Source organism: Bacillus sp. CCNWLW194 (genome assembly GCF_037120585.1).
In the GTDB taxonomy this organism is placed as follows: Bacteria; Bacillota; Bacilli; order Bacillales; family Bacillaceae_G; genus Bacillus_A; species Bacillus_A basilensis.
In genome coordinates, this window is sequence record NZ_JBBBBL010000001.1 from 121,878 (window position 1) to 144,955 (window position 23,078).

Annotated in this window: 35 protein-coding genes; 22 read left to right on the forward strand and 13 right to left on the reverse strand. The window is 35.8% G+C overall.

Annotation, left to right across the window (positions count from 1 at the left end):
• The 6 genes from V7S50_RS00675 to V7S50_RS00700 all read left to right on the forward strand — a co-directional run bounded on the left by V7S50_RS00675 (position 1) and on the right by V7S50_RS00700 (position 3,870).
• Entirely contained in the window at positions 1-873 is an 873-nt protein-coding gene (locus V7S50_RS00675) for an ABC transporter ATP-binding protein (protein WP_242252221.1), read from the forward strand.
• Positions 854-1,522: an ABC-2 transporter permease gene (locus tag V7S50_RS00680; protein ID WP_242252219.1), complete on the forward strand. Its 669-nt coding sequence runs from the start codon at positions 854-856 to the stop codon at positions 1,520-1,522. The genes V7S50_RS00675 and V7S50_RS00680 overlap by 20 nt, the downstream gene beginning before the upstream one ends.
• Before the next feature lie 14 nt (positions 1,523-1,536).
• A complete protein-coding gene (locus V7S50_RS00685; protein WP_242252215.1) occupies positions 1,537-2,169 on the forward strand; it encodes an ABC-2 transporter permease in 633 nt (210 codons plus the stop codon).
• 32 nt (positions 2,170-2,201) lie between these two features.
• On the forward strand, positions 2,202-2,825 hold the full coding sequence (locus V7S50_RS00690; protein ID WP_242252213.1) for an ABC-2 transporter permease: 624 nt from the start codon (positions 2,202-2,204) through the stop codon (positions 2,823-2,825).
• A 14-nt stretch (positions 2,826-2,839) separates the two neighbouring features.
• Positions 2,840-3,433: an ABC-2 transporter permease gene (locus V7S50_RS00695; protein WP_242252211.1), complete on the forward strand. Its 594-nt coding sequence runs from the start codon at positions 2,840-2,842 to the stop codon at positions 3,431-3,433.
• A gap of 251 nt (positions 3,434-3,684) precedes the next feature.
• The gene (locus tag V7S50_RS00700) at positions 3,685-3,870 is read left to right on the forward strand and encodes a hypothetical protein (RefSeq protein ID WP_242252210.1); all 186 of its coding nucleotides are present in this window, start codon (positions 3,685-3,687) and stop codon (positions 3,868-3,870) included.
• Between the two features lie 17 nt (positions 3,871-3,887).
• On the opposite strand, the gene V7S50_RS00705 is transcribed toward V7S50_RS00700, so the two are convergent.
• The 5 genes from V7S50_RS00705 to V7S50_RS00725 form a co-directional block, all read right to left on the reverse strand.
• Complete coding sequence (locus tag V7S50_RS00705; RefSeq protein ID WP_242252209.1) at positions 3,888-4,145, reverse strand: DUF3975 family protein; 258 nt, start codon at positions 4,143-4,145, stop codon at positions 3,888-3,890.
• Between the two features lie 15 nt (positions 4,146-4,160).
• Entirely contained in the window at positions 4,161-4,475 is a 315-nt protein-coding gene (locus V7S50_RS00710; protein ID WP_242252208.1) for a DMT family transporter, read from the reverse strand.
• Position 4,476: 1 nt separating this feature from the next.
• Complete coding sequence (locus V7S50_RS00715) at positions 4,477-4,809, reverse strand: DMT family transporter (RefSeq protein WP_000312339.1); 333 nt, start codon at positions 4,807-4,809, stop codon at positions 4,477-4,479.
• Between the two features lie 71 nt (positions 4,810-4,880).
• Positions 4,881-5,462, reverse strand: a complete 582-nt coding sequence (locus V7S50_RS00720) for a TetR/AcrR family transcriptional regulator (RefSeq protein ID WP_003267456.1) — start codon at positions 5,460-5,462, stop codon at positions 4,881-4,883.
• Positions 5,463-5,558: 96 nt separating this feature from the next.
• Positions 5,559-6,536 carry a LacI family DNA-binding transcriptional regulator gene (locus V7S50_RS00725; protein WP_242252207.1) on the reverse strand — a complete coding sequence of 326 codons (978 nt, stop codon included), beginning with the start codon at positions 6,534-6,536 and terminating at the stop codon, positions 5,559-5,561.
• Positions 6,537-6,914: 378 nt separating this feature from the next.
• Here V7S50_RS00725 and V7S50_RS00730 point away from each other — a divergent pair, with 378 nt between their 5' ends.
• Entirely contained in the window at positions 6,915-7,451 is a 537-nt protein-coding gene (locus V7S50_RS00730) for a DNA polymerase III subunit delta (RefSeq protein WP_242252206.1), read from the forward strand.
• A 39-nt stretch (positions 7,452-7,490) separates the two neighbouring features.
• Here the strand turns inward: V7S50_RS00730 and V7S50_RS00735 are convergent, their stop codons facing one another.
• Positions 7,491-7,874: a rhodanese-like domain-containing protein gene (locus V7S50_RS00735; protein WP_060632246.1), complete on the reverse strand. Its 384-nt coding sequence runs from the start codon at positions 7,872-7,874 to the stop codon at positions 7,491-7,493.
• A 171-nt stretch (positions 7,875-8,045) separates the two neighbouring features.
• Between V7S50_RS00735 and V7S50_RS00740 the strand changes: the two genes are divergently transcribed.
• Positions 8,046-8,882: a lipoate--protein ligase family protein gene (locus V7S50_RS00740; RefSeq protein ID WP_242252205.1), complete on the forward strand. Its 837-nt coding sequence runs from the start codon at positions 8,046-8,048 to the stop codon at positions 8,880-8,882.
• A gap of 28 nt (positions 8,883-8,910) precedes the next feature.
• On the opposite strand, the gene V7S50_RS00745 is transcribed toward V7S50_RS00740, so the two are convergent.
• The 4 genes from V7S50_RS00745 to V7S50_RS00760 form a co-directional block, all read right to left on the reverse strand.
• Entirely contained in the window at positions 8,911-9,720 is an 810-nt protein-coding gene (locus tag V7S50_RS00745; protein WP_242252204.1) for a hypothetical protein, read from the reverse strand.
• Between the two features lie 200 nt (positions 9,721-9,920).
• Entirely contained in the window at positions 9,921-10,589 is a 669-nt protein-coding gene (locus V7S50_RS00750) for a DUF1048 domain-containing protein (protein ID WP_242252203.1), read from the reverse strand.
• A gap of 7 nt (positions 10,590-10,596) precedes the next feature.
• Positions 10,597-11,283 carry a DUF1129 family protein gene (locus V7S50_RS00755; protein WP_063222981.1) on the reverse strand — a complete coding sequence of 229 codons (687 nt, stop codon included), beginning with the start codon at positions 11,281-11,283 and terminating at the stop codon, positions 10,597-10,599.
• Between the two features lie 5 nt (positions 11,284-11,288).
• Positions 11,289-11,606 carry a PadR family transcriptional regulator gene (locus V7S50_RS00760; protein ID WP_000556083.1) on the reverse strand — a complete coding sequence of 106 codons (318 nt, stop codon included), beginning with the start codon at positions 11,604-11,606 and terminating at the stop codon, positions 11,289-11,291.
• Between the two features lie 156 nt (positions 11,607-11,762).
• Between V7S50_RS00760 and splB the strand changes: the two genes are divergently transcribed.
• The 3 genes from splB (at position 11,763) to V7S50_RS00775 (ending at position 14,077) form a co-directional block, all read left to right on the forward strand.
• Complete coding sequence (gene splB, locus V7S50_RS00765) at positions 11,763-12,788, forward strand: spore photoproduct lyase (RefSeq protein WP_063222982.1); 1,026 nt, start codon at positions 11,763-11,765, stop codon at positions 12,786-12,788.
• Between the two features lie 144 nt (positions 12,789-12,932).
• Positions 12,933-13,361: a transcriptional regulator MntR gene (gene mntR / locus V7S50_RS00770; protein ID WP_001143080.1), complete on the forward strand. Its 429-nt coding sequence runs from the start codon at positions 12,933-12,935 to the stop codon at positions 13,359-13,361.
• 53 nt (positions 13,362-13,414) lie between these two features.
• Complete coding sequence (locus V7S50_RS00775) at positions 13,415-14,077, forward strand: HAD-IA family hydrolase (RefSeq protein WP_242252202.1); 663 nt, start codon at positions 13,415-13,417, stop codon at positions 14,075-14,077.
• Here the strand turns inward: V7S50_RS00775 and V7S50_RS00780 are convergent.
• Together V7S50_RS00780 and V7S50_RS00785 are read right to left on the reverse strand one after the other, a co-directional pair.
• Positions 14,074-14,475 (reverse strand): SA1362 family protein, encoded by a 402-nt coding sequence (locus V7S50_RS00780; RefSeq protein ID WP_063222984.1) that lies wholly within the window; start codon positions 14,473-14,475, stop codon positions 14,074-14,076. The two genes, V7S50_RS00775 and V7S50_RS00780, sit on opposite strands and share 4 nt — an antisense overlap.
• Positions 14,476-14,554: 79 nt before the next feature.
• On the reverse strand, positions 14,555-15,475 hold the full coding sequence (locus V7S50_RS00785) for a DUF1385 domain-containing protein (RefSeq protein WP_242252201.1): 921 nt from the start codon (positions 15,473-15,475) through the stop codon (positions 14,555-14,557).
• Positions 15,476-15,719: 244 nt separating this feature from the next.
• Here V7S50_RS00785 and V7S50_RS00790 point away from each other — a divergent pair, with 244 nt between their 5' ends.
• The 4 genes from V7S50_RS00790 to efp are packed head-to-tail and all read left to right on the forward strand — an operon-like array spanning position 15,720 to position 18,346.
• Positions 15,720-16,208 (forward strand): YqhR family membrane protein, encoded by a 489-nt coding sequence (locus tag V7S50_RS00790; protein ID WP_242252200.1) that lies wholly within the window; start codon positions 15,720-15,722, stop codon positions 16,206-16,208.
• A gap of 52 nt (positions 16,209-16,260) precedes the next feature.
• On the forward strand, positions 16,261-16,701 hold the full coding sequence (gene aroQ / locus V7S50_RS00795) for a type II 3-dehydroquinate dehydratase (protein WP_063222987.1): 441 nt from the start codon (positions 16,261-16,263) through the stop codon (positions 16,699-16,701).
• A gap of 4 nt (positions 16,702-16,705) precedes the next feature.
• Positions 16,706-17,767, forward strand: coding sequence for a Xaa-Pro dipeptidase (pepQ, locus tag V7S50_RS00800; protein ID WP_242252199.1), 1,062 nt, complete (start codon positions 16,706-16,708; stop codon positions 17,765-17,767).
• A gap of 21 nt (positions 17,768-17,788) precedes the next feature.
• Positions 17,789-18,346: an elongation factor P gene (gene efp, locus V7S50_RS00805; RefSeq protein ID WP_063222989.1), complete on the forward strand. Its 558-nt coding sequence runs from the start codon at positions 17,789-17,791 to the stop codon at positions 18,344-18,346.
• Between the two features lie 36 nt (positions 18,347-18,382).
• On the opposite strand, the gene V7S50_RS00810 is transcribed toward efp, so the two are convergent.
• Positions 18,383-18,703, reverse strand: coding sequence for a hypothetical protein (locus V7S50_RS00810; protein ID WP_063222990.1), 321 nt, complete (start codon positions 18,701-18,703; stop codon positions 18,383-18,385).
• A 190-nt stretch (positions 18,704-18,893) separates the two neighbouring features.
• Here V7S50_RS00810 and V7S50_RS00815 point away from each other — a divergent pair, with 190 nt between their 5' ends.
• Genes V7S50_RS00815 through spoIIIAF form a run of 7 tightly spaced genes read left to right on the forward strand, consistent with a single transcriptional unit; the run spans position 18,894 to position 23,076 of the window.
• Positions 18,894-19,175, forward strand: a complete 282-nt coding sequence (locus V7S50_RS00815; protein WP_000816054.1) for a YqhV family protein — start codon at positions 18,894-18,896, stop codon at positions 19,173-19,175.
• A 27-nt stretch (positions 19,176-19,202) separates the two neighbouring features.
• Positions 19,203-20,129, forward strand: a complete 927-nt coding sequence (gene spoIIIAA, locus V7S50_RS00820; protein ID WP_242252197.1) for a stage III sporulation protein AA — start codon at positions 19,203-19,205, stop codon at positions 20,127-20,129.
• A complete protein-coding gene (spoIIIAB, locus tag V7S50_RS00825) occupies positions 20,123-20,638 on the forward strand; it encodes a stage III sporulation protein SpoIIIAB (protein WP_016086319.1) in 516 nt (171 codons plus the stop codon). The genes spoIIIAA and spoIIIAB overlap by 7 nt, the downstream gene beginning before the upstream one ends.
• Before the next feature lie 14 nt (positions 20,639-20,652).
• A complete protein-coding gene (gene spoIIIAC, locus V7S50_RS00830; protein WP_000020914.1) occupies positions 20,653-20,856 on the forward strand; it encodes a stage III sporulation protein AC in 204 nt (67 codons plus the stop codon).
• A gap of 23 nt (positions 20,857-20,879) precedes the next feature.
• A complete protein-coding gene (gene spoIIIAD, locus V7S50_RS00835; RefSeq protein WP_077317075.1) occupies positions 20,880-21,263 on the forward strand; it encodes a stage III sporulation protein AD in 384 nt (127 codons plus the stop codon).
• Positions 21,264-21,273: 10 nt separating this feature from the next.
• Positions 21,274-22,446, forward strand: a complete 1,173-nt coding sequence (gene spoIIIAE, locus V7S50_RS00840; RefSeq protein WP_242252194.1) for a stage III sporulation protein AE — start codon at positions 21,274-21,276, stop codon at positions 22,444-22,446.
• A 12-nt stretch (positions 22,447-22,458) separates the two neighbouring features.
• A complete protein-coding gene (gene spoIIIAF / locus V7S50_RS00845) occupies positions 22,459-23,076 on the forward strand; it encodes a stage III sporulation protein AF (RefSeq protein ID WP_242252192.1) in 618 nt (205 codons plus the stop codon).
• The last annotated feature ends 2 nt before the right edge of the window (positions 23,077-23,078 follow it).

Genomic DNA, 23,078 nt, shown 5'->3' on the forward strand with positions numbered 1-23,078 from the left:
ATGTTAGAGCTAAAAAACGTTTGTAAAAGCTATCAAGATTTTGCAGTGAAAAATATAAGTTTTACATTACCACGAGGATATATTATGGGATTTGTCGGACCGAATGGGGCCGGGAAAAGTACGACAATCAAAATGATTATGAATTTAATTAGAAAAGAGAGTGGCAATATAAAAATTTTTGGCAAGGACAATAAGAAAGCCGAAAAGGAAATAAAACAAAATATCGGCTTTGTTTATGATGAAAATCATTATTACGAAGATTTAACGTGTGAACAAATGAAGCGTATTATTGCACCGTTATATAAAAAGTGGGACGAAGAGCAGTATCAATCGTATATGCATAGATTGCAAGTTCCGAAGTATAAAAAAATTAAAGAACTATCAAAAGGGATGAAAATGAAATTTGCGATTGCCATCGCGCTTTCGCATCACGCAGAGTTTATCATTATGGATGAACCGACAGCAGGATTAGATCCAGTTGTTCGAAGCGAATTGCTTGATATGTTGCAAGAAATTGTAATGGAAGATGAAGTATCTGTATTATTCTCAACGCACATTACAACAGACTTAGAGCGCATCGCAGATTATATTACGTTCATCAATGATGGAGAAATTATATTTACTGGTGAAAAAGAAGACTTAATGGAGAACTACGTAATCGTAAAAGGAAGTAATGATTTATTAGACCGAGAAGGAAAAGAACTATTTGTTGGATTACGAAAAAATAAATTTAGTTTCGAAGGTTTAGCGAAAGATAAACAAGCAATTATAGATTGGTTTGGGAATGAGGTTGTACTAGAAAAGCCTACATTAGATGATATTATCGTTTACACCGCGAAAGGGAGAAGTGCCTATGCGTCAGCTCGTATATAAAGATTTGTTCTTTTTTCGGGTCATGTGGTTAGTGAATTTTGTTATGCCCCTTTTGTTTTTTATGTTAGAGCCAAGTGGTGAATTTTTATTTCCAATGAGTTGTCTATTTATAACCCTTTCCTCCGTTATGACGTTAACCTTTATGGATGAAAGAAATAAAAGTGACATTATTATAAATAGTTTACCAGTAAGTCGGAAGGATATCATTATTGCTAGATATATTTCCTGTGCAATATTTATTGTCGGTGCCATGGTTTCAACTATGATAATTGTATTCCTTTTAAGAGGTATCGCTGTTATTGATGATATTGGTGTATATCATCCTAATTTTTATATTGAAATTCCATGGTATGTAGTGGTAAGTGGAGTGATTTATTCTTTAGTATTTGTGGCGACATTTTTTCCTAGTTATTATGGTACAAAATCAAAGGGCATGAGAAGTATAGTATCAGCGGCAGCAATGGGGATTGGTGTACTTCTTTGGATGTTTATTAGTGATGATCTGAACCAAGCTACACCACCATTTATAAATTGGATTATGAATCCATTACATTTTGGCATATTTATAGTTGGATTAATCACACTAGCTAGTGTCTATATCGTTTCTATGCTACTGACAATTAAAATTTATGAAACGCGTGATTTATAGAGAGGAGAATTCATATGCAACAGTTGATTTTGAAGGAGTTTTTTTTACAGAAGAAGATGTTTCCTTTCTATTTTTTAATCCCTATTTTATCTATTTTTAAGGATTCCGTCGAACCAATGGGGATTGCAATAGGATTATTTATAACATGTAGTACGATTATATATATTTCTTTTTATTATGAAGAGAAAAGTAAAGCAGAAAAAGTATTAGTGAGTTTGCCTATAACGAGAAAAGAGATAGTTATAGCTAAATATATTTCAAGCACATTATTTATTATGGTTGGTTTGAGTGTAACTTTTATAGTCGTAATATTAGGGAATATTTTATTGGGCAGGGATATAGTCATGCCTGGATATGCAATATTTTCAGCAATAGTAGCAACTTTGATCTATTGTATTGTAACGATACCTGCTAATTACATTGGAGGATATAAAGCTACTTCTGTTTTGAATGTTATTATGGTTTTGCCTTTAACAAGTATGATCGGTCTTATGTGCAATGTTTTTGGTGATAAAACAATTATGTTAAAAGTACTTCAATCTGAAGATGCTACACTAGCAATGGGTGTTCTTGGAACCGGAGTGTTAGTAAGCATATTCATATCAATGATTCTCTCAATGAAGATGTTTCAGGAGGTAGAGTTATAGAAGGGACATTTTCATATTAGGAGGTGTAATACATGATCAAGCAACTCGTCTTAAAAGATATGATCTTGCAAAGAAAATTAGGGTTTGTTTATCTTATATGTTTGGTTTTCCTTGCTATTGTTGATTTTCGTAGTGATAGCTTCCTTATGACGATTAGCGTATCTATACCTTTTCTTGGAACGGTACTGTCAATGAGTTATGAGGGGAAAAATAAAAGTGAAACGATAGTAAATAGTTTACCGTTTGAGCGTAGAGATATTGTAATAGGGAAATACATATTTGTAAGTATTTTAGTTGCTCTAGGTGGATGTTTCTCACTAGTAGTTGGTTTAATACAGTTACAAAATGAACAGATGACTGGATTTAAGCTGTGGGGAGAAATGCTCGGAGGTATAACAGGTGGGTTTGTTTGTAGCATAATTGTACTTCCGATTGAATTCTCAGTAGGATATAGCAGTGCAAAACAAATTGCTCCGTTCGCCGGACTAGCGTTGGGGTATTTAAGTGGACTGATTGTAAGTAACGTCTGGTTAGATGTAGAAAATGCTTGGAGCACGAGTCTAGTCGTAAATATTTGTTTTATAGCAGGACTCATCCTTTTGTATGTTATGTCCATGTTGCTTTCAATTAGCTTATATAATGAGCGTGATCTATGAGGGGAGGAGTAATCGTGAGACAACTCATAATAAAAGATTTTATTATGCAATGGAAGCATTTAATATGGTACTTAATATATCCTCTTTTCTTGTATATGACATTAACAGATATTAAAAGCTTTTACGTAATTATGTCTGCTATAATTCCAGTTATGGCAATTTTAAAAACATTTAATGATGATAAAAAATATGATGGTGAAGTAATGTTAAATAGTTTACCGCTAGCAAAAAAAGAAATTGTAGTAGCTAAATACATAATGGCACTTATTATTTTTATTATAAGTATGATAGTGTCTAGCCCTTTAGGGATTATTCGGTTTGCAGGCGGGGGATTTGAATTTATTACGACAGCTTTAGTTACGATTACTGCCTTTGTTTTTATATATTTAAGTCTTGTCTTACCGATATCGTTTTGGCTAGGAGATAAAAAATCTATTTTTATTACGCTTTTTATACTAATGGCGCCGATTGTTATTGTAGAAATGTTCTTCCAAATTAACATAGAACAAATTCATTTACATAATGGAGTATTGTTAATTTGTTCAATTTGTATGTTGCTTTTATCTGTACTTGCTTCGGTAAAGCTTTATGAAAAAAGAGAATTTTAAAAGGTGCCCTATAAAAGGCACCTTCTTCAATAACAACAATAGGAAAGTAAGAGTTTATAAACAGAGAGGCTATTCGGTACAACATCTTTTGGAGTATGTAATATAAAGCTGAAAACGATAACGAGAATAAGAAAGAGGAAAAATAAAAATAGGATTTGCTTATGTATAGAATTTTGCATATTATCCACTCCTTTTTTAGGTAGTATGTCCAAAAGAAAGGAGTGTATGAAAAATTTTAGGAGGGGAGAATGATGAATAAAAGAAAATGGTTATATAGTATAGGGGTACTTTTATTTTCAATCGGTCTCATATTAGCAAATTTTTATTCAGATATACCATCGCCATTTCCTAATTTGCATAAGGGAATTGGTATAAGTATTGTCATCGTTGGTCTTCTTTGTCTTATCTCATCAAATTTTTACAGAAAGTCTGAATGAATATAAAAAAAGGACAGTTACTCTTTTTCAGAAGAACTGTCCTTTTTAAATAACTTATTCCAAAGCTTGGCGATACTCCATATAATGACGATTGCAATGGAGGCAATAATGGACCAAACGATTGATATCATTTCAATTGTCATGTTAGGAAGGAATGTGAGAATGAATACTATTTTATGAAACAACCATTCTATTATATGAAAACTTATTTGTAATAGAATGACGATACCAAGTGTAATCCATGCTAACATTTGTTTTCCTTTTTCTTTCCACATGACATTCACCTCACGTTAGCTTAATAGTTTTAAGCCAACAGCACCGCATAGAATACAGCTTAAGAAGGCAAGACGACGCCAATCCGCTGATTCGCGGAAAATTAGAATGCCTAGAAGTGCACTACCGGCAGTTCCGATTCCAGTCCAAATCGCGTAAGCAGTTCCCATCGGTAATGTGTTCATCGCAAGAGATAAGAAGAAGAAGCTTACGCCGAAGTTAGCGATTAAAATAAGTTTTGGTGCCCAGCCTTTCTTTTCAGTGGCTACTTTCATAAAGAGTACACCAATAATTTCACAAATACCAGCTAGAATTAAAAATACCCAAGCCATTTTATGCGGCCTCCTTCGCTTCTTTTTCTTCTGTTACTCGTTTTAGACCAATTACGCCAAAGAAGATTAAACCAATTAATAATACTTTTACAATAGAGAAAGGTTCTCCGAAGATGAAAATCTCTGTAAGAACGATTCCACCAGCTCCAATTCCTGTAAAGACTGCGTATACAGTACCGACAGGTAAATCTTTATAAGCTCTAAATAATAAGACGAAACTAATTGTAATTAATAGCGCAACACCAGCCCATTCAAGTGGTGCCTCCGCTTTTTTTAGTCCAATCACCCAAAAGATTTCAATAATACCAGCTATGATTACATAAATCCAAGCCATATGTCATTTCTCCTTCCTACCAGTCGTTAGGTAAAGGGCTTAAAAACGACGCATTGCAAAGGAGCAATCCGTCAGTTTGAAAGTCCGCGCCAAAATACTTTCCAAGAAGCGTCTAAACGAGTCTCAAAACGATTTAAACCTGCGTATAGTAGTTCAACCATAAGACCGTCCAGTAAGCATAGAAAAGCCTCCAAGGCGTCTTTTACTTCAATATTATGCAGCTCATCTTGTTCGCTTGCTCTTTTAAATACAGGGAATAATAGTTTTCCGACGTTTTCAATGTGGACATTTGCTTTATTAATAATTTGTTCGCGAAATGCATCGGGCGGAAAATAAGAAGTTCGTAACCAAAACATTGATTCTTCACTTTCACCAAATCGTTTTGCATAGCCCTTTAGTAATTGTAAGAGCAATTCTTCAGTAGACGAATTTGAAAATTTTTCGATATCGCCCGTGAAGCTTTGCAAATCTTTTTGAAGAGCGGATTCTAAGCATATAAAATATAGCTCTTCTTTTCCTTTAAAGTGTGCGTAAATTGATGGTTTTTTAATCCCAACTTCTTGAGCAATATTTGCTAATGAAGTTCCTTCGTAGCCGTAGCGTGCGAAATGAGAAAGTGCTACAGCTTTAATGCGGTTTGCTGTCATTTTCATCCCCTACCTACCGTTCGTTAGGTTAATTATATGCGAGTAAAAATATAAAGTCAATAGGTGAAGAGCTGAAAAAGAGCGCTATAGGTAACGCTCTTTTTAGACAGTATCTCGCTCAATTAAATGGAATGAAAGTTCTTTTGCGTTCCCGATAATTTGCTCACTTTGGGTTTGTTTATGGAATAAAGAAAACGCATGTGAGCCCATTGCGAGACCAGGATGTTCAATTGTTGAAATTTCTAACGCCTTTGAAATTTCATGATTATCAAATCCAAGGATAGCAAGGTCTTCTGGTACTCGAATGCCTTGTTTTTTTGCCTCAGTTAATAAACCAGCTGCAACTTGATCATTTGCCGTGAAAATAGCGGTTGGACGATTTTTCATATTTAAAATGCGATGAAGTATTTGTGCTCCGTCCTGCATTGTATAGCATTGATGAAAAATCCATTCGGGATGTAACGTTTTCCCTTCGTTACGAAGTGTATCAGCAAATGCCTTTTCGCGCTCCATAGAATTTGCGCTCGTTTTTCTTGCTAAACAGATTCCGATTTTTTCATGGCCCTTACTTAGTAAATATGTAGTGCCGAGACGGAAGCCTTCATAGTGATCTACGTAGACGGATGAAATGAGGGGATGCTTCATTTTTTCACATGAAATAATGGGGGCAAATTTTGCGAAAGCTTCAATTTGTTCCCACGAACTCGTTCGAGAACAAATAATCATTCCGTCGAATTGTTTCATTTTCATCATTTCAAGAACGCGAATTTCTTCAATGCTATCGTAATTTGTTTGACATAAATTAATGTGATATCCAGCTGCTAATGCTTCGTTTCCAATTCCTTCAATAATGGTACTGAAGTATGGAAGGTTAATGAAAGGGAGCATAACACCGATTGTATATGTTTTTCCCTTTATTAAATGAATAGCATTTATATTTTTTGCATAGTTCAATTCTTCAACAGCATCTAGAACACGCTTACGTTTTTCTTCTTTTACGTAAGGGTGATTATTAAGGACGCGGGAAACAGTTGATATGGATACACCAGCGGTTTTTGCAATTTGTTTTATATTGGCCATATGTATCACCTCTTACCCTTATTATAAAGGGAAAATAATAAGAATGAAAAAATCTTGACCTGAAAAGCTTTTCACAAACTATGTTATAAATAAGGCTTCCTTTTATTCGCGTAACCTTTTTATTTGGGCGTGAGAATGATAGGGCCTTTTTTATTTACAAAAAAGTTTTGTCAGAATGTGTGAGAATAACGTGGAAAGTTTTCAAAGGAGGAGTTTGTTAATGGAGCGAATATGAATAGCATACAAAGTGAAACTTTAATCAGTGGGGCATCCCCGCAGATTATTAGCCCCCACCAATCGGGCATTAACGCCTCGTTCATAAAGAGAGCGGTATGAAGAAAGGACGGAAACAAATTGAAAAAAAGAATCATTTGTTTCGTGTTTTCTAGTCTAGTGCTAAGTTCGTGTTCGTTTCAGCAAACGATGCAAGAAGAAAAAAACTTTGTGGGAACAACAGGGGGAGTTATGGATCGTGTTACGGATCCAATTCCGCTGAAGGAGCTTCCAAAATATTTTCCAGTGAAGTTTAAAGTTCCGGCGTTTTTACCGTATGACATTACGAGTGATGTAAAGGGTGAAGTAAGAACGATTGGGAAAAAGAATGCTGTCTTAACGATTAAATATAAACAGCAGGAGCCAGGTAGAAATGAGTATATTGAGTTAAATGTTGCGAACTTTCCTTATAGTTTTCCGAATATCGTGGAAGAGAAGCGATTTCAAGAACAAATGAAATTGAATAATGGAGCATTGGCTTATTTTAAAAATAAGGATGACTTCGAGCGAGGAGAAGAATTTGCTACGCTTATTTGGAAGGAAAAGGGGATTGAATATCAACTGTTGTATCGTAATGTACAAGAGAATGATGAGGATGTCATTAAGCAAAATTTATTATACATTGCCAACAATATGAAATGAAAAAACTAGCTGAATGATTCAGCTAGTTTTTGTATGTTATTATTTCTTTTTAATTTTTCCAGTCCACGTTTTGAATCCACCTTGTAATTGGTAGAAATCTTTGTAGCCTTGTTTCTTTAAGTATTGAGCTGCACGACCTGTACGGAATCCGCTTTGGCAGTATAAGTAAACAGGTTGATCTTGACGAAGTTCTTTATGGCGAAGGCGAATTTGTGATAATGGAATGTTACGTGCGCCTAAAATATGCCCTGCGTTATATTCGTCTGCTTCGCGAATATCGATAAGCTGAGCTTTACGGTAGCCAGCGCGAAATTCTTCTTCTGTAAGAGTTTTAATTAATTTTTTCTGATAGAAATACATCCATACAGTGTAGCCGATGAACGCTACGATTACGGCTAATAAAATAATCCAAGTTGTTGACACGATTCTATCGCTCCCTTTTTTCTTATCCTACTTTCAATATTATAATGCCCATATGTATTTATGCAACAGATTCATTTGCATAATAAGAAGAAATTTCGTATTCTTTCACAAATTTTGTCGAATTTGGTAGACTAGAGAATGTGAAAAATAATTGGTTATATGAGGTGCAGGATGGGAAAAGAAAAATGGTGTTATATTAACTCTGGTCAATGTTCACCGGCATTTAATATGGCGTTAGATGAATGTTTATTAAATTGGCAAAGTGAAAAGAAAATGCCGCCAACCATTCGCTTTTATGAATGGGAAGTACCAACATTAACAGTCGGGTATTTCCAGCGTGTTGAAAAAGATATTAATATGGACGTAGTTAACGAAAAAAAATATGGATTCGTTCGTCGTCAAACGGGCGGCAGGGGTGTATTACATGATAAAGAATTAACGTACAGTGTTATTGTGTCTGAAGATTATCCAAATATGCCAAAAACAGTTACAGAAGCGTATCGTGTTATTTCGCAAGGTTTACTAGATGGTTTTAAAGCATTAGGGTTAGAAGCGTATTATGCAGTTCCAAAAACAGAAGCAGATCGTGAAAATTTAAAAAATCCACGTTCAGGCGTATGCTTTGATGCACCGTCTTGGTATGAAATTGTAGTAGAAGGAAGAAAAATCGCAGGTAGTGCGCAAACACGTCAAAAAGGTGTTATTTTACAGCACGGATCGATTCCATTAGAAATAGATTTAGATGAATTATACGATTTGTTTTTATTCCCGAATGAACGTGTAAAAGAGCGTATGAAGAGTATGTTTTCTTCTAAAGCAGTAGCGATTAATGAATTAACAGACCGCACGTTTACAATCGAGCAGTTAATTAAAGCGTTTGAGGTTGGTTTTGAAAAAGGATTAGGTGTAGAGCTTGTTCCGTATGAATTAACAGAAGAACAGTTACATGAAGTGCAAACATTAGCAAAAGAGAAGTATGAAAGTAAGGAATGGAATTATAAAAAATAAAAGGTGGCAATTGCCACCTTTTATTTTTTTATAGTAAATTAAGTACTTTTTCTACTTTGATTCCTTTATCTTGTAAAGAACGAAGGCGATTGACAACGTCCATAATTTCTTTGTCAAATGTAACGCTAATACCTTGGCTTTGTAGCTCTTTTTTTAATCCTTCAATAGAATCATCTATGTCGATGCCAAGCTCGTAATCTTGACAAACTTCAATTGTCTTTTTCACGAGTTTCACATAATTTTCTTGTAGTTTTGAATTTGTTTCAGTTAAAGCAGGTTGCTTCGGTTTTGCAGGAGCGACCGGTGCTGTCTCTTGCTTTGTAACTGGAGTTGGTACTGCTTTTTTTACAGGTGCTGGAGTAGATAATTCCACAGCTGCTTCTACACTTACTGGCTTCGGTGTCGATACCGGAGTAGGCTTAGGTGTAAGAACAGGTGCAGCTGCTTTTGGAGCTTCTACAACTACTTCTTTTTTCGGAGTAGCTTCTACAACTGTTTCTTCTTGTTCAGTAGCCTCTTTATTTTCTTTACTCCACATAACGCGTTCTATCTCTAGAGAAACATTATTTTTGTTCATCGCTGTTAATGTAACTTTACCAACTTCAGCGTTTCCAGTGAAATCGACAATTTTATAAATAACACTCTTGTTCCAATCCACGTTTCCGCTCAAAAATAATTCTTCGTTACATTTCGGCGTTAAGCCCTCGATTTTAATTTCTGCGTTTACACCGTTTTCACTATATACCATAATTAGCGAAGCATTTACATCTTCGTCTGCTAACATTAGTTCACGTACCATTTTGCCGGTGCGTACTTGCGTTTTCTTCTTAACTGACATCTAATTTCTCCTCTCAAAAATTCAGTAATAATAAAAAAATCGTATAACGAAAAATAATTGCTCACGAAGATTTATGATACCGATAATAAAAGCATCACGTCAACAATTAACTTTAATTATTTTGCATTTTTCTTATTTTCTTTATGAAATTTTTCAATTTGTAAAATTAGACAGAAGAAAAACAGCCTTTTGAAGGGCTGTTAAAATTTAGATGTTTTATATAAAAATTTGTACAGAATATAAAAAGAAATTGTAATAAGAGCACCTTGCCAAATAGACAAATTATAAAATAAGTATGGTCGTGTTTTGAAAAATACGTTTGCAAAAACTGATAAGACAAAAGGTATAAATACTGATAATAAGAGGAGTGCTTTTTGTTTCCAGGAAACTAAGATTGTAAAAGAGAAACGTCTAAATAAAGAAAAAGTTATGAAAGCACCAATTGTTAAAACGGTAGCAGATACTATTGTTCCAGGAATACTAAATGGAATTCTTGAAGTGTTTGTATCTGAAAATAGTTTTTGTATAAGAGTAGTGAGTGTATCGAATCCAATCTGAATAGCTAATAATAAACTAACTGCAAACCCAATAACAGCAGCTTGTTGGAAAGAATTTTGATGCTTTGAAGAGTTAATTAATTCATCGCAGTAAGCTTTTAAATCCTCTCCGAAAATATCATGTGCATTTTTACCGTATTCTTGTGCTTCTAAAAGATGATCCAATATTTCTAAAAGTAATTCTTCCATTTGCTTTTGTGGAACGTTAGTAAGGCGTAAATATATAAGCATATCACCATAAGCAGCTTCGTTTTCGGCTGTTAATAACTTTCTCTTTTCATTGTTTAACTTAACCATTTCTTTTTCAGTCATCATATCGTTACTCCTTTTTGAAGTCTAAATATTCTTTTTTGTAGAAGAGTTTATATAGTGCATAACAAGAGATGGCCAGTAAAGTGCCGATCCAAGGTGAGATTTGTAATGTAGTATAGGGCTGTTTAATAAAGAAAAAGGAAATACCGATTAATAGTATCCATAGGCTATGGTGTATTAAAAAACTTCCTAGTTGCCTCCAAATAGTTGTTTTATTTTTAAATAAATCAGTGTTAATAAAGTCGAAAATAAAACGTATGATGAGATGTATGGACAGTATAAATGCAAGTAGATAAATGAAATCAATGTGTACAAATTTAAAACGTGTTTCATTTGAAAATAAGGGGAATACCAATGCAGTTACGGAAGAAATAGCAAAGTATATTGCTAACAAATAACTAGTTATAAATAAAGGGATTGATAATTGTTCCCATAAACTTGGCTTCGGTAGGGCAGCAATTAGTTCGTCACAGTATGCCTGTAAGTCATCGCCGAAAATATCATAAGCAGTTTTTTCTTCTTGCTGCGCTTCAATAAGGTGATCTAGAATTTCAATTAGCAGTTCTTCCGCATGGTATTCTGGCACTTTAGCCAAGCGGATGTATATTAACATGTCACTATAGGCGGTTTCATTTTCTGTAGTTAATAATTTACGCTTTTGGTTATTTAGTTCGATTAAATCTTTCGCTTTCATTCCTATCACTCCCCTTGTAATAAATTGTTCACGGTCGTTGAAACCATTCCCCAGCTTTGTTTAAATTCTTCAAGCTGCTCTAATCCTTTATCGGTTACGTGATAATATTTTCGCTTTGGACCGAGTGAGGATGCTTTTAATGTTCCTTCAATCAATTTTTCTTTTTGCATACGTAACAATAACGGATATATGCTTCCTTCGCTTACGAATGTAAATCCGTGCTTATTTAATTTTGTGCTCAGTTCATATCCGTACACTTCTTCTTGTGAAATGATGTATAGGATGCAACCTTCGAGTACACCTTTTAACATTTGGCTGTGCATGATTTCACCACCTTTTACTCAGCTAACTTGCGTTGCAAGTTAGCTGTTATCCAAATTATAACATCCAGTAACTTGCAACGCAAGTTACTGAAGTGGAAAACTTTAATGCGTGTTAATTTTTCAATGTTTCCCATACTAACGAGAGGAGGGAAGCCTATGAAACCATTTATGCCAAAACTCGTTTACTTTGAACCGAAGGCACTCGAATATCCACTTGGAAAAGAGCTGTATGAGAAGTTTACGAAGATGGGATTAGAAATTCGTGAAACGACATCCCATAATCAAATTAGAAATTTGCCAGGTGAAAATGATCTGCAAAAGTATCGTAATGCAAAGGCGACACTTGTTGTTGGAGTGAGGAAGACATTAAAGTTTGATACGTCAAAACCGTCAGCTGAATATGCCATTCCGCTCGCAACAGGGTGTATGGGACATTGTCATTATTGCTATTTGCAAACGACACTTGGGAGTAAGCCTTACGTTCGCGTGTATGTGAATCTTGATGAAATATTTGAGAAGGCAAAGCAATATATGGATGAAAGAGCACCTGAAATAACAAGGTTTGAAGCGGCTTGTACATCAGATATCGTTGGAATTGATCATTTAACACATGCATTAAAGCAGGCAATTGAATTCATTGGAGAAAGTGAGCATGGGCGTTTACGTTTCGTTACGAAATATTCGCACGTTGATCATTTATTAGATGCAAAACATAATGGGAAAACTCGTTTCCGGTTTAGTATTAATTCTCGTTATGTGATTAAAAATTTTGAGCCAGGGACATCACCGTTTGAAGATCGAATTGAGGCTGCTCGTAAAGTAGCGGGGGCTAACTATCCGCTCGGGTTTATAGTAGCGCCAATTTATATGCATGAGGGATGGGAAGACGGATACCGTGAGTTATTTGAAAGATTGTACAATGCATTGAAGGATATGACGATACCAAATTTATCGTTTGAATTAATTCAGCATCGCTTTACAAAACCAGCAAAAAAGGTTATTCAAGAGCGTTATCCGAATACGAAGCTTGAAATGGATGAAGAGAAGCGAAAATATAAATGGGGACGATATGGCATTGGAAAATACGTATATAAAAAAGATGACGCAGAAGTATTGGAAGAAACGATTAGAGGATATATTCAGCACTTTTTTCCGAACGCAGAAATTCAATATTTTACGTAAAAGGAACTTGTATTTGAAAGCAAGTTCTTTTCTCTTTTGCAGATTTAGGCTCGTTTCTACCTTGTCACGTTATTCTTTCTGGTGTATCATTTTATTGATTGCTTCGTACGGAATGAGCAAAATGAAATTGGATGGAGGAAACCGATGCCTACCCCTAGTATGGAAGATTATATTGAACAAATTTATTTGTTGATTGATGAAAAGGGTTATGCCCGTGTATCTGATATTGCTGAAGCGCTTAGTGTACATCCATCCTCTGTAACGAAAATGGTACAAAAATTAGACAAAGACGAATATCTAATTTATGAAAAATATAGAGGGCTTGTATTAACATCAAAAGGTAAAAAAATCGGAGAACGTCTCGTATATCGTCATGAATTGTTAGAGCAGTTTATGCGCATTATTGGTGTGGATGAAAGTAAAATTTATAATGATGTAGAAGGAATTGAACATCATTTAAGTTGGGAATCAATTGACCGTATCGGTGATTTAGTGCAATACTTTGAACAAGATGAAGTTAGAGTGGAAACACTTCGCGGTGTTCAAAAAGCAAATGAAGAGAAAAGTAATTAAGGGGAACGTATGGCGTTTCCTTTTTTATTTCAATCGAAAAGGATGGGAGAATCATGAAAGCAATTATTTTTGATTTTGATGGATTAATTGTGGACACAGAAACAATATGGTTTCACTCTTTCAGAGAGGCTGTTCGTGAGTACGGCGGAGAGTTACCTTTAGAGGAATTTGCAAAATGTATTGGAACGACAGACGATGTACTGTATACATATTTGAATGAGCAATTAAAAGAGAAGTTTAACAAGCATGCATTACAAGAGAAAGTTAAAACTTTACATAAAGAGAAAATGAAAATACCAGAAGCTCGTGACGGGGTAAAAGAATATTTAGCGGAAGCGAAAGAGATGGGATTGAAAATTGCATTAGCTTCCAGTTCATCTAGAGAATGGATTATTCCTTTTTTGGAAGAGCTACAAATTCGAGATTATTTTGAAGTCATTAAAACGAGAGAAGATGTTGTGAAGGTAAAACCGGATCCAGCACTTTACCGGGTAGCGATAGACGATTTAGGGATTGATCCGTCTGAAGCTGTTGTATTTGAAGACTCGTTAAACGGATTGAAAGCCGCGATTGCAGCAGGGTTAACATGCGTCGTTGTGCCTAATGATGTGACAAGGAATTTACAGTTCGAAAATCATCACCTTCGAATTGAAAGTATGAGAGATAAAAGTTTGAAAGAAGTGCTTCAAAGTATAAAAAAAGACCGTATTTCCTAAAAGGAAGCACGGTCTTTCTTTTTGTTTTTTTTGCCTTCAATGACAGTTAAATGAGATTGTTTTCTTTTTCGTTTCAACGATGGAGAATTACCCTTTTTTCCCTTGTCATCAGAAGCGTTTCGTTTCAAGAAAGAATTGCTTAGGGGTGCTACATTTTGTTTCCCGTGTTTGCGGTTCGATTGTTTTGCAGCACGCTTATATGAGCTTTGCGAATTTGCAGAACCACTAGAGTTTGTAAACATTTTGTAGAGTAAATAAAAGATACCAACGACAGCCAACATGATACCAATATTTCTTAACACTCCCATTGGATCTGTAATAACAGATGAAACAAGGCCGAATATTGCTAATCCGATAATAAGCACAAATATAGCGAATGTAAACGAACGACCGTTCATAAGGGACACCTCCTAAAAACATATATTAAAATTAGTATATTAACGATGAGGAAAGGAGTTGAACACCATTTTTAAATAATTATTGTTTGTTTTCTAAACGTAATAATTCTTCAAACGATGCAATGGCTACTTCCACTTGATCATCTGTTGGTTCTTTCGTTGTTAATAGTTGCAGCCATAATCCGGGATATCCAAGTATGCGTAATACTGGAATATCGCGTAATCGATTTGTAAATTGTAACACTTCAAAAGAAATGCCGAGAACGACTGGAATTAATAAAATTCGGTTTACCACTCTGGCCCAAAGTGGATCTGTAGGGACAAGAAAATAAACAAACATACCAATAATGACTGTAAATATAATAAAGCTACTGCCACAGCGATAATGAAGGCGCGTTTGTTTTTGAACATTTTCTACAGTCAGTGAAAGATTATTCTCATAAGCATTGATTACTTTATGCTCCGCACCGTGGTACTGAAATACCCGCTTAATAAGTGGGGTTAAAGAAATAAAGTATATATAGCTCAATAATAGCATGAGCTTAATGACACTTTCGACAATGATTTGGCCTGTATGAGATGGGAAAATCGGTCTCGTTAATTCAGCTAGTAGTGCAGGAACTGCTGTGAAAATGACTTTACCGAATATGAAAGATAAAACGCCGACTGCTGCAACTCCTAATACCATCGTTAATTTCGAGTGTTCTTCTTTTTTATTTGCAATTTGTTCGTCGTCTTCTGGGTGGACATCAAATCGTTCTGAAGCAAAGTTTAAATGTTTTGCTCCGTTTGCACTTGCGTCCACAATAGCGGCAATCCCTCGTAAAAATGGAATTTTTTTTAGGATAGATAATGCTTTATTACGAACGCGTGGTAATCGATAAAATTCAATCGATTTATCTTTACGACGAACCGCTGTAACAGTATATTCTCTACCGCCAAACATAACTCCTTCTATGACTGCTTGCCCGCCATATATTTGTTTTGACTCTTCTGCCATGTTAACACCAACCTGTATTTGTTTCTCTCTTATGTAGAAAAAGAGGCAATTGTCATACTGGGTTCTGTCATTTTGAAATAAGACAATCACCGAGTTTCTTTTATTTTATCGACAAATACAAGTAGATGACAAGGGAAAATATTACGAGAGTCGGACATTTCCTATTCTTTTTATAGACAAATTTCGCAGTATTTAAACATGGTACAAAATAGTTTCGGGCATACTAGTGAGCGGAGGTGTCGATGTGAGTCAAGAACAATTAGGAACAAGGAATTTTGTACAAATTGGTTTATTTGGTGGAATCTTTTGGGGGGGAATATGGTATTTCCTTCATATATTTTCATTTACGGAAGCGGGACCGAATTATTTCCTATTACCATTTGCCTTTGGAAGCTGGAAAGAAGGGGTATGGGGTAATGTGTCAGGAATTGTTTGTATGGGGCTAATTTCGATTTTAATTGCTTTTTTGTATAAAGCATTTTTGGCAAAGTTTGAAGGGATTCTTCCAGGGATGATTTATGGTCTATTTTGGTGGGCGTTACTATTTTTAGGAATAGGGTTACTAGCGCCTACTATTAAAAGTGCACTCCATTTACCAAAAGAAACAATTGTGACGACGATATGCATTTTTATATTGTATGGTGTGTTTATAGCGTATTCTGTTTCCTATGCAGTAAATACGAATAAAGCTGAGCGAGAAGCGGAGGAGAAGACAAACTATTCAAATAAGTAACTCCTATGTTAAAATGTTGTATAGATATTTAATATTAAGGAGTTTTAAGCATATGAAAAAGGTACTCCTCGTAAACGGTCCTAACCTAAATCGCCTCGGTGTTCGTGAGGTAAATGTATATGGAAAGGGCACGCTAGCGACACTTGAAGCAGATATGAAGCAAGAAGCAGAAACAATGGGAGTGGAGTTAGAATGTTTCCAATCGAATCATGAAGGTGCGATTATCGATCGTCTTCATGAGGCGGAAGATATATATGAAGGAATCATTTTAAATCCTGGAGCATTTACGCATTATAGCTATGCGATTCGAGATGCAATTGCGAGCATTTCGATTCCTGTTATTGAAGTACATATTTCTAACATTCACCAGCGTGAGTCGTTTCGTCACGAATCTGTGACGGCAGCTGTTTGTGCGGGACAAATTGTTGGATTTGGTTTTTATGGCTATAAGTTAGCGTTATTTGCATTAATGGAGAAATTTAGGGAGGCATAAAGTAATGGAGAAAATAGAAAGATTAAGAAGTGCATTTGATGAGGCTGGTATTGACGGTATATTGTTAACAAATGAACATAGTCGTAGATATATGGCTAACTTCACAGGAACAGCTGGTGTTGTACTGATTTCGAAAAAACGTGCTCAATTTATTACAGATTTCCGTTACGTAGAGCAGGCTAGTAAACAAGCTGTTGGATATGAGATTGTACAGCATGCAGGATTAATTATCGATGAAGTTGCAAAGCAAGTGAAGGAACTAGGAATTCAAAAGCTTGGCTTTGAGCAAGATACTCTTACATATAGTTCTTATTCAGCTCATAAAGAAGTGATCGATGCTGAATTTATCCCAACTTCTGGGCTTGTAGAAAAGTTACGCTTGATAAAGACTGATTCAGAGATTAAGATATTAAAGGAAGCTGCACAGATTGCAGATGCTGCCTTTGAACATATTCTATCATTCATTCGCCCGGGAGTATCTGAAATTGAAGTGTCAAATGAACTTGAATTTTTCATGAGAAAACAAGGAGCAACATCTTCTTCGTTTGATATTATCGTTGCTTCAGGTCTTCGTTCGGCATTACCGCACGGCGTGGCATCTGAAAAAGTGATAGAAACAGGAGATTTCGTTACATTAGACTTCGGCGCTTATTACAAAGGATATTGCTCTGATATTACTCGTACGATTGCAGTTGGTGAACCATCTGATAAATTGAAAGAAATTTATAATATCGTTTTAGAAGCACAACTACGTGGTGTGAACGGTATTAAAGCTGGTTTAACTGGCCGCGAGGCGGATGCGTTAACACGTGATTACATAACGGAAAAAGGATACGGTGAATACTTCGGACACTCTACTGGTCATGGAATCGGCCTTGAAATCCATGAAGCACCAGGTTTAGCGTTCCGTTCTGATACAGTACTTGAACCAGGTATGGCTGTAACAGTAGAACCAGGTATTTATATTCCAGGTATTGGCGGCGTACGTATTGAAGATGATATCATTGTAACAAGTGAAGGTAATGAAGTAATTACGAAATCACCAAAAGAACTTATTATTTTGTAATACACAGGAGGATTTTTTTACATGATTTCAGTAAACGATTTTCGTACAGGTTTAACAATTTCAGTGGACAACGCCCTTTGGCAAGTACTTGATTTCCAACACGTAAAGCCAGGTAAAGGTGCTGCATTCGTTCGTTCTAAACTACGTAACCTTCGCACAGGTTCTGTTCAAGAGAAAACATTCCGTGCTGGTGAGAAAGTAGAAAAAGCACACATTGAAAACCGTCGTATGCAATACTTATACGCGAGCGGTGAGGCTCACGTATTTATGGATAATGGAACTTATGAGCAAATCGAACTTGGCGAAAAACAAATCGAGCGCGAGCTTAAATTCCTAAAAGAAAACATGGAAGTATCTATCATGACTTACCAAGGCGAAGTACTTGGTGTTGAACTTCCAAACACAGTTGAATTACAAGTTACAGAAACAGAGCCAGGTATTAAAGGAGATACAGCTTCTAACGTAACAAAACCAGCTACATTAGAAACAGGTCTTGTTGTACAAGTACCAATCTTCATTAACGAAGGCGAAATGCTTATCATCAACACTGGTGAAGGTAAATACGTTTCTCGTGCATAGTAGAAAAGCACTCGTGATTATCACGCGTGCTTTTTTTTATAGAAAATAGGGCAAATAATAAATCGCTGTTATAACAAAACTAACTAAGACAAGTGAAAGGGTGCCCATAATATATGGAGTCAAAACAATTTGAAATGGTTTTATCTCGCCAGTCTCAACGCCAGTTAATGTTTTATTTATTGCGTGATCCGTAATGTTGTTTCTATGATTACTCATAATAATGAACCACGTAATTGCAAATATCGCTAAACTACCAAGAAAAAAGGACTCCATAAATGACCAACCGACCAATAATGAAAAAAGATAAATAAGAGCTAATTCTACTACAATAGTTAAACTAATTTTTAATACCTTCATATTTTCCCCCGGCCTTTTTAATAAATATACCATAAAATACCAATAAAAATAAGAATATTCAAATTAATTGTACATGGTAGAGAAAAAATATGTTTTTACTTCTGAAATAGACAACCTCTGCATATGGTTGTACAAATAAATTCTTTTTTGGAGTGCAGCACTAGTAACCGTTATGGGAGAAGGTGGGAGAATGAAACAGTGGCTAGCGGCAATGGAAACATCCGTGCTTGTGATGGGGTTACTTCGGTTGTTTTCAGGTAGCGCGGAAATATTCGCCGCTTTGCTTATGCTCTATGTGAATGATGCGAAGAAAGCATTGTTTATAAATGGTATGTTGGCGTTTGTTGGACCGACCGTATTAATTTTAACAATGACAATAGGTATAGCAAGTGTGGCAAGTGAGATTTCCTTTTTGAAACTCTTTTTTCTAGCGCTTGGAATTGGCTGCATTTTTATCGCGTTGTTGAAATAGTAAGTCGAGTATAGTGGGGAGAAGCTGATGAAAGAAGTATTAGAAGTTTTACCGAAAACGATGAAGCAGTTAGTGGAAAGTTGTAAGTGGTGCGATGCTCTAGAGGAAATCCGTGTTCGAATTGGAAGACCGCTAGAGTGTATTGCTCATGGTGAAGTGTTTTTTTATGACTATATCGTTACAGCAGAGGATGCTATTTACTTATTGAATAAATTAAGTCACTTCTCAATTTATACGATGGAAGAGGAATTAAAACGTGGGTATGTGACACTTCGAGGAGGACATAGAATCGGCTTAGCTGGAAAAGTCATTACAGAAAAAAGCGCAGTGAAAATGATTCGAGATGTCTCTTCCTTTAATATTCGTATTGCTCGTCAAAAAATAGGAATTGCTGAACCACTTTTGCCATATTTGTATGAAACACGATGGTTAAACACGATGGTAATAGGTCCGCCGCAAACGGGGAAAACAACACTTTTAAGAGATGTAGCACGCTGCATGAGTCAAGGTGTAAGTGCTTCGAAAATTCCTTCTTGTAAAGTGGGGATTGTTGATGAGCGCTCAGAAATTGCTGGCTGCGTGAAAGGTATCCCGCAATATGACTTTGGCACACGAGTAGATGTGTTAGACGCATGTCCAAAAGCTGAAGGAATGATGATGATGATTCGTTCTATGAGCCCAGATATATTAATTGTGGATGAAATTGGTCGTAAAGAAGATAGTGAAGCAATTATGGAGGCGGTACATGCAGGGGTTCAGCTTTTTATAAGCGCACATGGATTTTCTTATGATGATGTTGTGAAACGTCCTTCATTAAAGGCAGTGCTGGAACTTGGTGTATTTGATAGGTTTGTGGAATTGTCAAAAGCAAGAGGGCCAGGAACAGTAATGCAAGTGAAAGATAAAGATGGAAAATCGGTATTGCCTCATAGAAAGGTGCAAGGTGTATGGTGAAAATATTTGGTGCAGTGTTAATCGTTGCGGTCAGCACCTTTTTCGGGTTTTCATACGCTAAAAGGTACAGTGAGAGGCCGAGGCAACTTAGATTATTAAAAGCGGCACTTCAATCACTAGAAGCAGAAATTATGTACGGGCATACACCTTTATCAGAAGCTGCCGAGCGATTAGTGAAACAAATGCCGAAGCCGTTAAATTGGATATTTCAAAGTTTCGCTAGAAGGCTAGAAAGCGGAGAACAAACAGTTAGAGAAGCTTGGATAGATAGTTTGAAAGAAAATTGGAAGTTAACGGCATTTCAACAAACTGAGTACGAGATTTTGCAACAGTTTGGTGAAACGCTTGGACAACATGATCGTGAATCACAACAAAAACATATTCGCTTATGTATTACACATTTAGAGAGAGAAGAAGAAGAAGCGAAAGCATTACAACTGCAATATGAAAAGATGATTAAGAGCTTAGGGGTACTAGCGGGGCTACTTATCGTAATTTTACTGCTATAGGAGGGAGAAAGGCGATGTCCATTGATGTTGGATTAATATTTCAAATCGCCGGAATCGGCATTGTTTTAGCTTTTATTCATACCGTACTAAAAGAATTAAAGCGTGAGGATATTGCAAATTGGGTTATCCTCGTCGGTTTTGTCGTTATTTTATTTCATGTCGCATTTTTAATTAATACGTTATTCGACAAGATTAAAAGTGTCTTTCTCTTCCAGTAAAGGAGGCGGTTCGAATCGAAATTATACAAATTGTCGGATTAGGCCTCGTTGCTACGTTTTTAGCAGCTGTATTGAATCAGCATAAATCTAGCATTACGTCATTATTCATTGTGTTCGTAGGTAGCGTGATGTTCCTTCTTTTGATCGATCAAATTCACGCTATTTTACAAATGATTGAAAGAGTAGCGAGTGAAGCAAAAGTTAGCAACGTATATGTAGAAACGTTGCTAAAAATTATTGGGATTGCTTATATCGCTGAGTTTGGAGCGCAAATTACAAAGGATGCTGGTCAAGGTGCAATCGCTTCGAAAATTGAATTAGCTGGAAAGATTTTAATTCTTGTTATGGCGATTCCTATATTGACGGTTGTAATTGAAACTATTCTCGGATTTTTACCGACGGGATAAGGGGGAGTGAATGTTGAGGGGCTTTGGAGCTAAGCTGCTATTTGCTTGCTTCCTTTTCTTTTCTTTACCGGTTGTTGTACAAGCTTCTCCTGTAGAAACAAGCGTCGTTGATCAACAATTGGATAAGCTCGGAATTGAAGATGTGAAGCAATTTTGGGACGGGCTTGTTACAAAATATGGGGGTTACTTACCAGAGAGTCAAAAAGGTAGCTTTATGGAGTTTGTAAAGGGAGAAAAAGAGATTTCTATAAAAGAGTGGATGCTTGGTTTATTAAAGTATTTATTTCACGAGCTTGTTGCAAATGGGAAGCTACTTGGAACGCTCATTATGCTCACAATTTTTAGTGCATTGTTGCAATCACTGCAATCGGCATTTTCAAAGAGTAGCGTAAGTAAAATTGCTGATGCGGTTGTATATATGGTACTTATTATTTTCGCTTTAAATAGTTTTTATGTCGTCATGACATATGCAAGAGAAACGATACAAACAATGGTAGATTTCATATTAGCGCTATTGCCAATCTTGCTTGCACTCATAGCAACTGGAGGCGGTGTTGTATCTGTAGCGTTTTTTCATCCGATTATCATCTTCTTAATGAATACAAGTGGGCTTCTAATGAATTATATTGTTCTACCACTTTTATTACTTGCAACGATATTAAGTATTGTAAGTACGATGAGTGATCAATATAAAGTTACGAAATTGTCCAAGCTTCTGCAAAACGTTAGCGTTGGGATTATCGGTATCTTTTTAACAATTTTTTTAGGGGTATTATCTGTACAAGGAACAGCGACAGCTGTTGCTGATGGGATCGCTGTGAAAACTGCTAAATTTGTAACAGGGAACTTTATTCCAGTAGTAGGAAGAATGTTTACAGAGGCGGCGGATACTGTTATTAGTGCGTCGGGATTATTAAAAAATACAGTCGGAATTATCGGGCTCGTTATTTTATGTTTAATTGTTGCTTTTCCAGCGATTCAAATTTTTTGTATCGCGTTTATTTATAAGTTCGCAGCAGCAGTATTACAGCCAGTTGGTGGCGGAGCAATTATTCAATGTTTAGATATCATTGGACGGAGCATCATTTATGTATTTGCTTGCTTAGCTATCGTATCGTTTATGTTCTTTTTAAGTATCACAATTATTATTGCTGCGGGGAACATTACACTTATGATGCGGTAGGAGGTGGAGGGTATGCAATTTGTTACAGAGTGGATTAGAAATATTATCGTATTTTTACTCTTAGCGACAATGCTTCATCTTATTCTTCCGAATTCTAATTTGCAAAAGTACGTTAAATTTGTTGTAAGTCTATTATTAGTTGTATTAATTTTAACTCCTCTTTTTAAACTATTGCAAACAGATGTAAATGAAGTAATCGCGAATTTTAATGAAGAGAAGTATGTAGCAGAAGGATCTGTAAAAAATTCAATAGATTCGAAGAAAAAAGAAATACAAGCTCTAACACGTGCATATAGTTTAGAAGAGATGGCTACCAAAATGAAAAAAGAAGTAGGAAAAGAGTTCGAGAAAAAGTATGGTATGACAGTCTCTGAAATACAAATAGTCGCAGCGGAAAGTACAGCGGAAGTAAAGTCAGCGAAAGATATTCAATCTGTTGTTGTGACGTTGAAAGAAAAAGAACCTAGTAAAAATGATGCAATCGAAACAGTAAAGCCGGTTGAAATTAATACGAAAGAACCTCCGAAAAAAGTAGAAGAAACGAATGTAGAAATGAAAGATTTCTTTTCAAGCAGGTGGCAACTAGAGAATAAACAAATCCAAGTTCAAATGGAAGGGAGGACAGGTTGAGT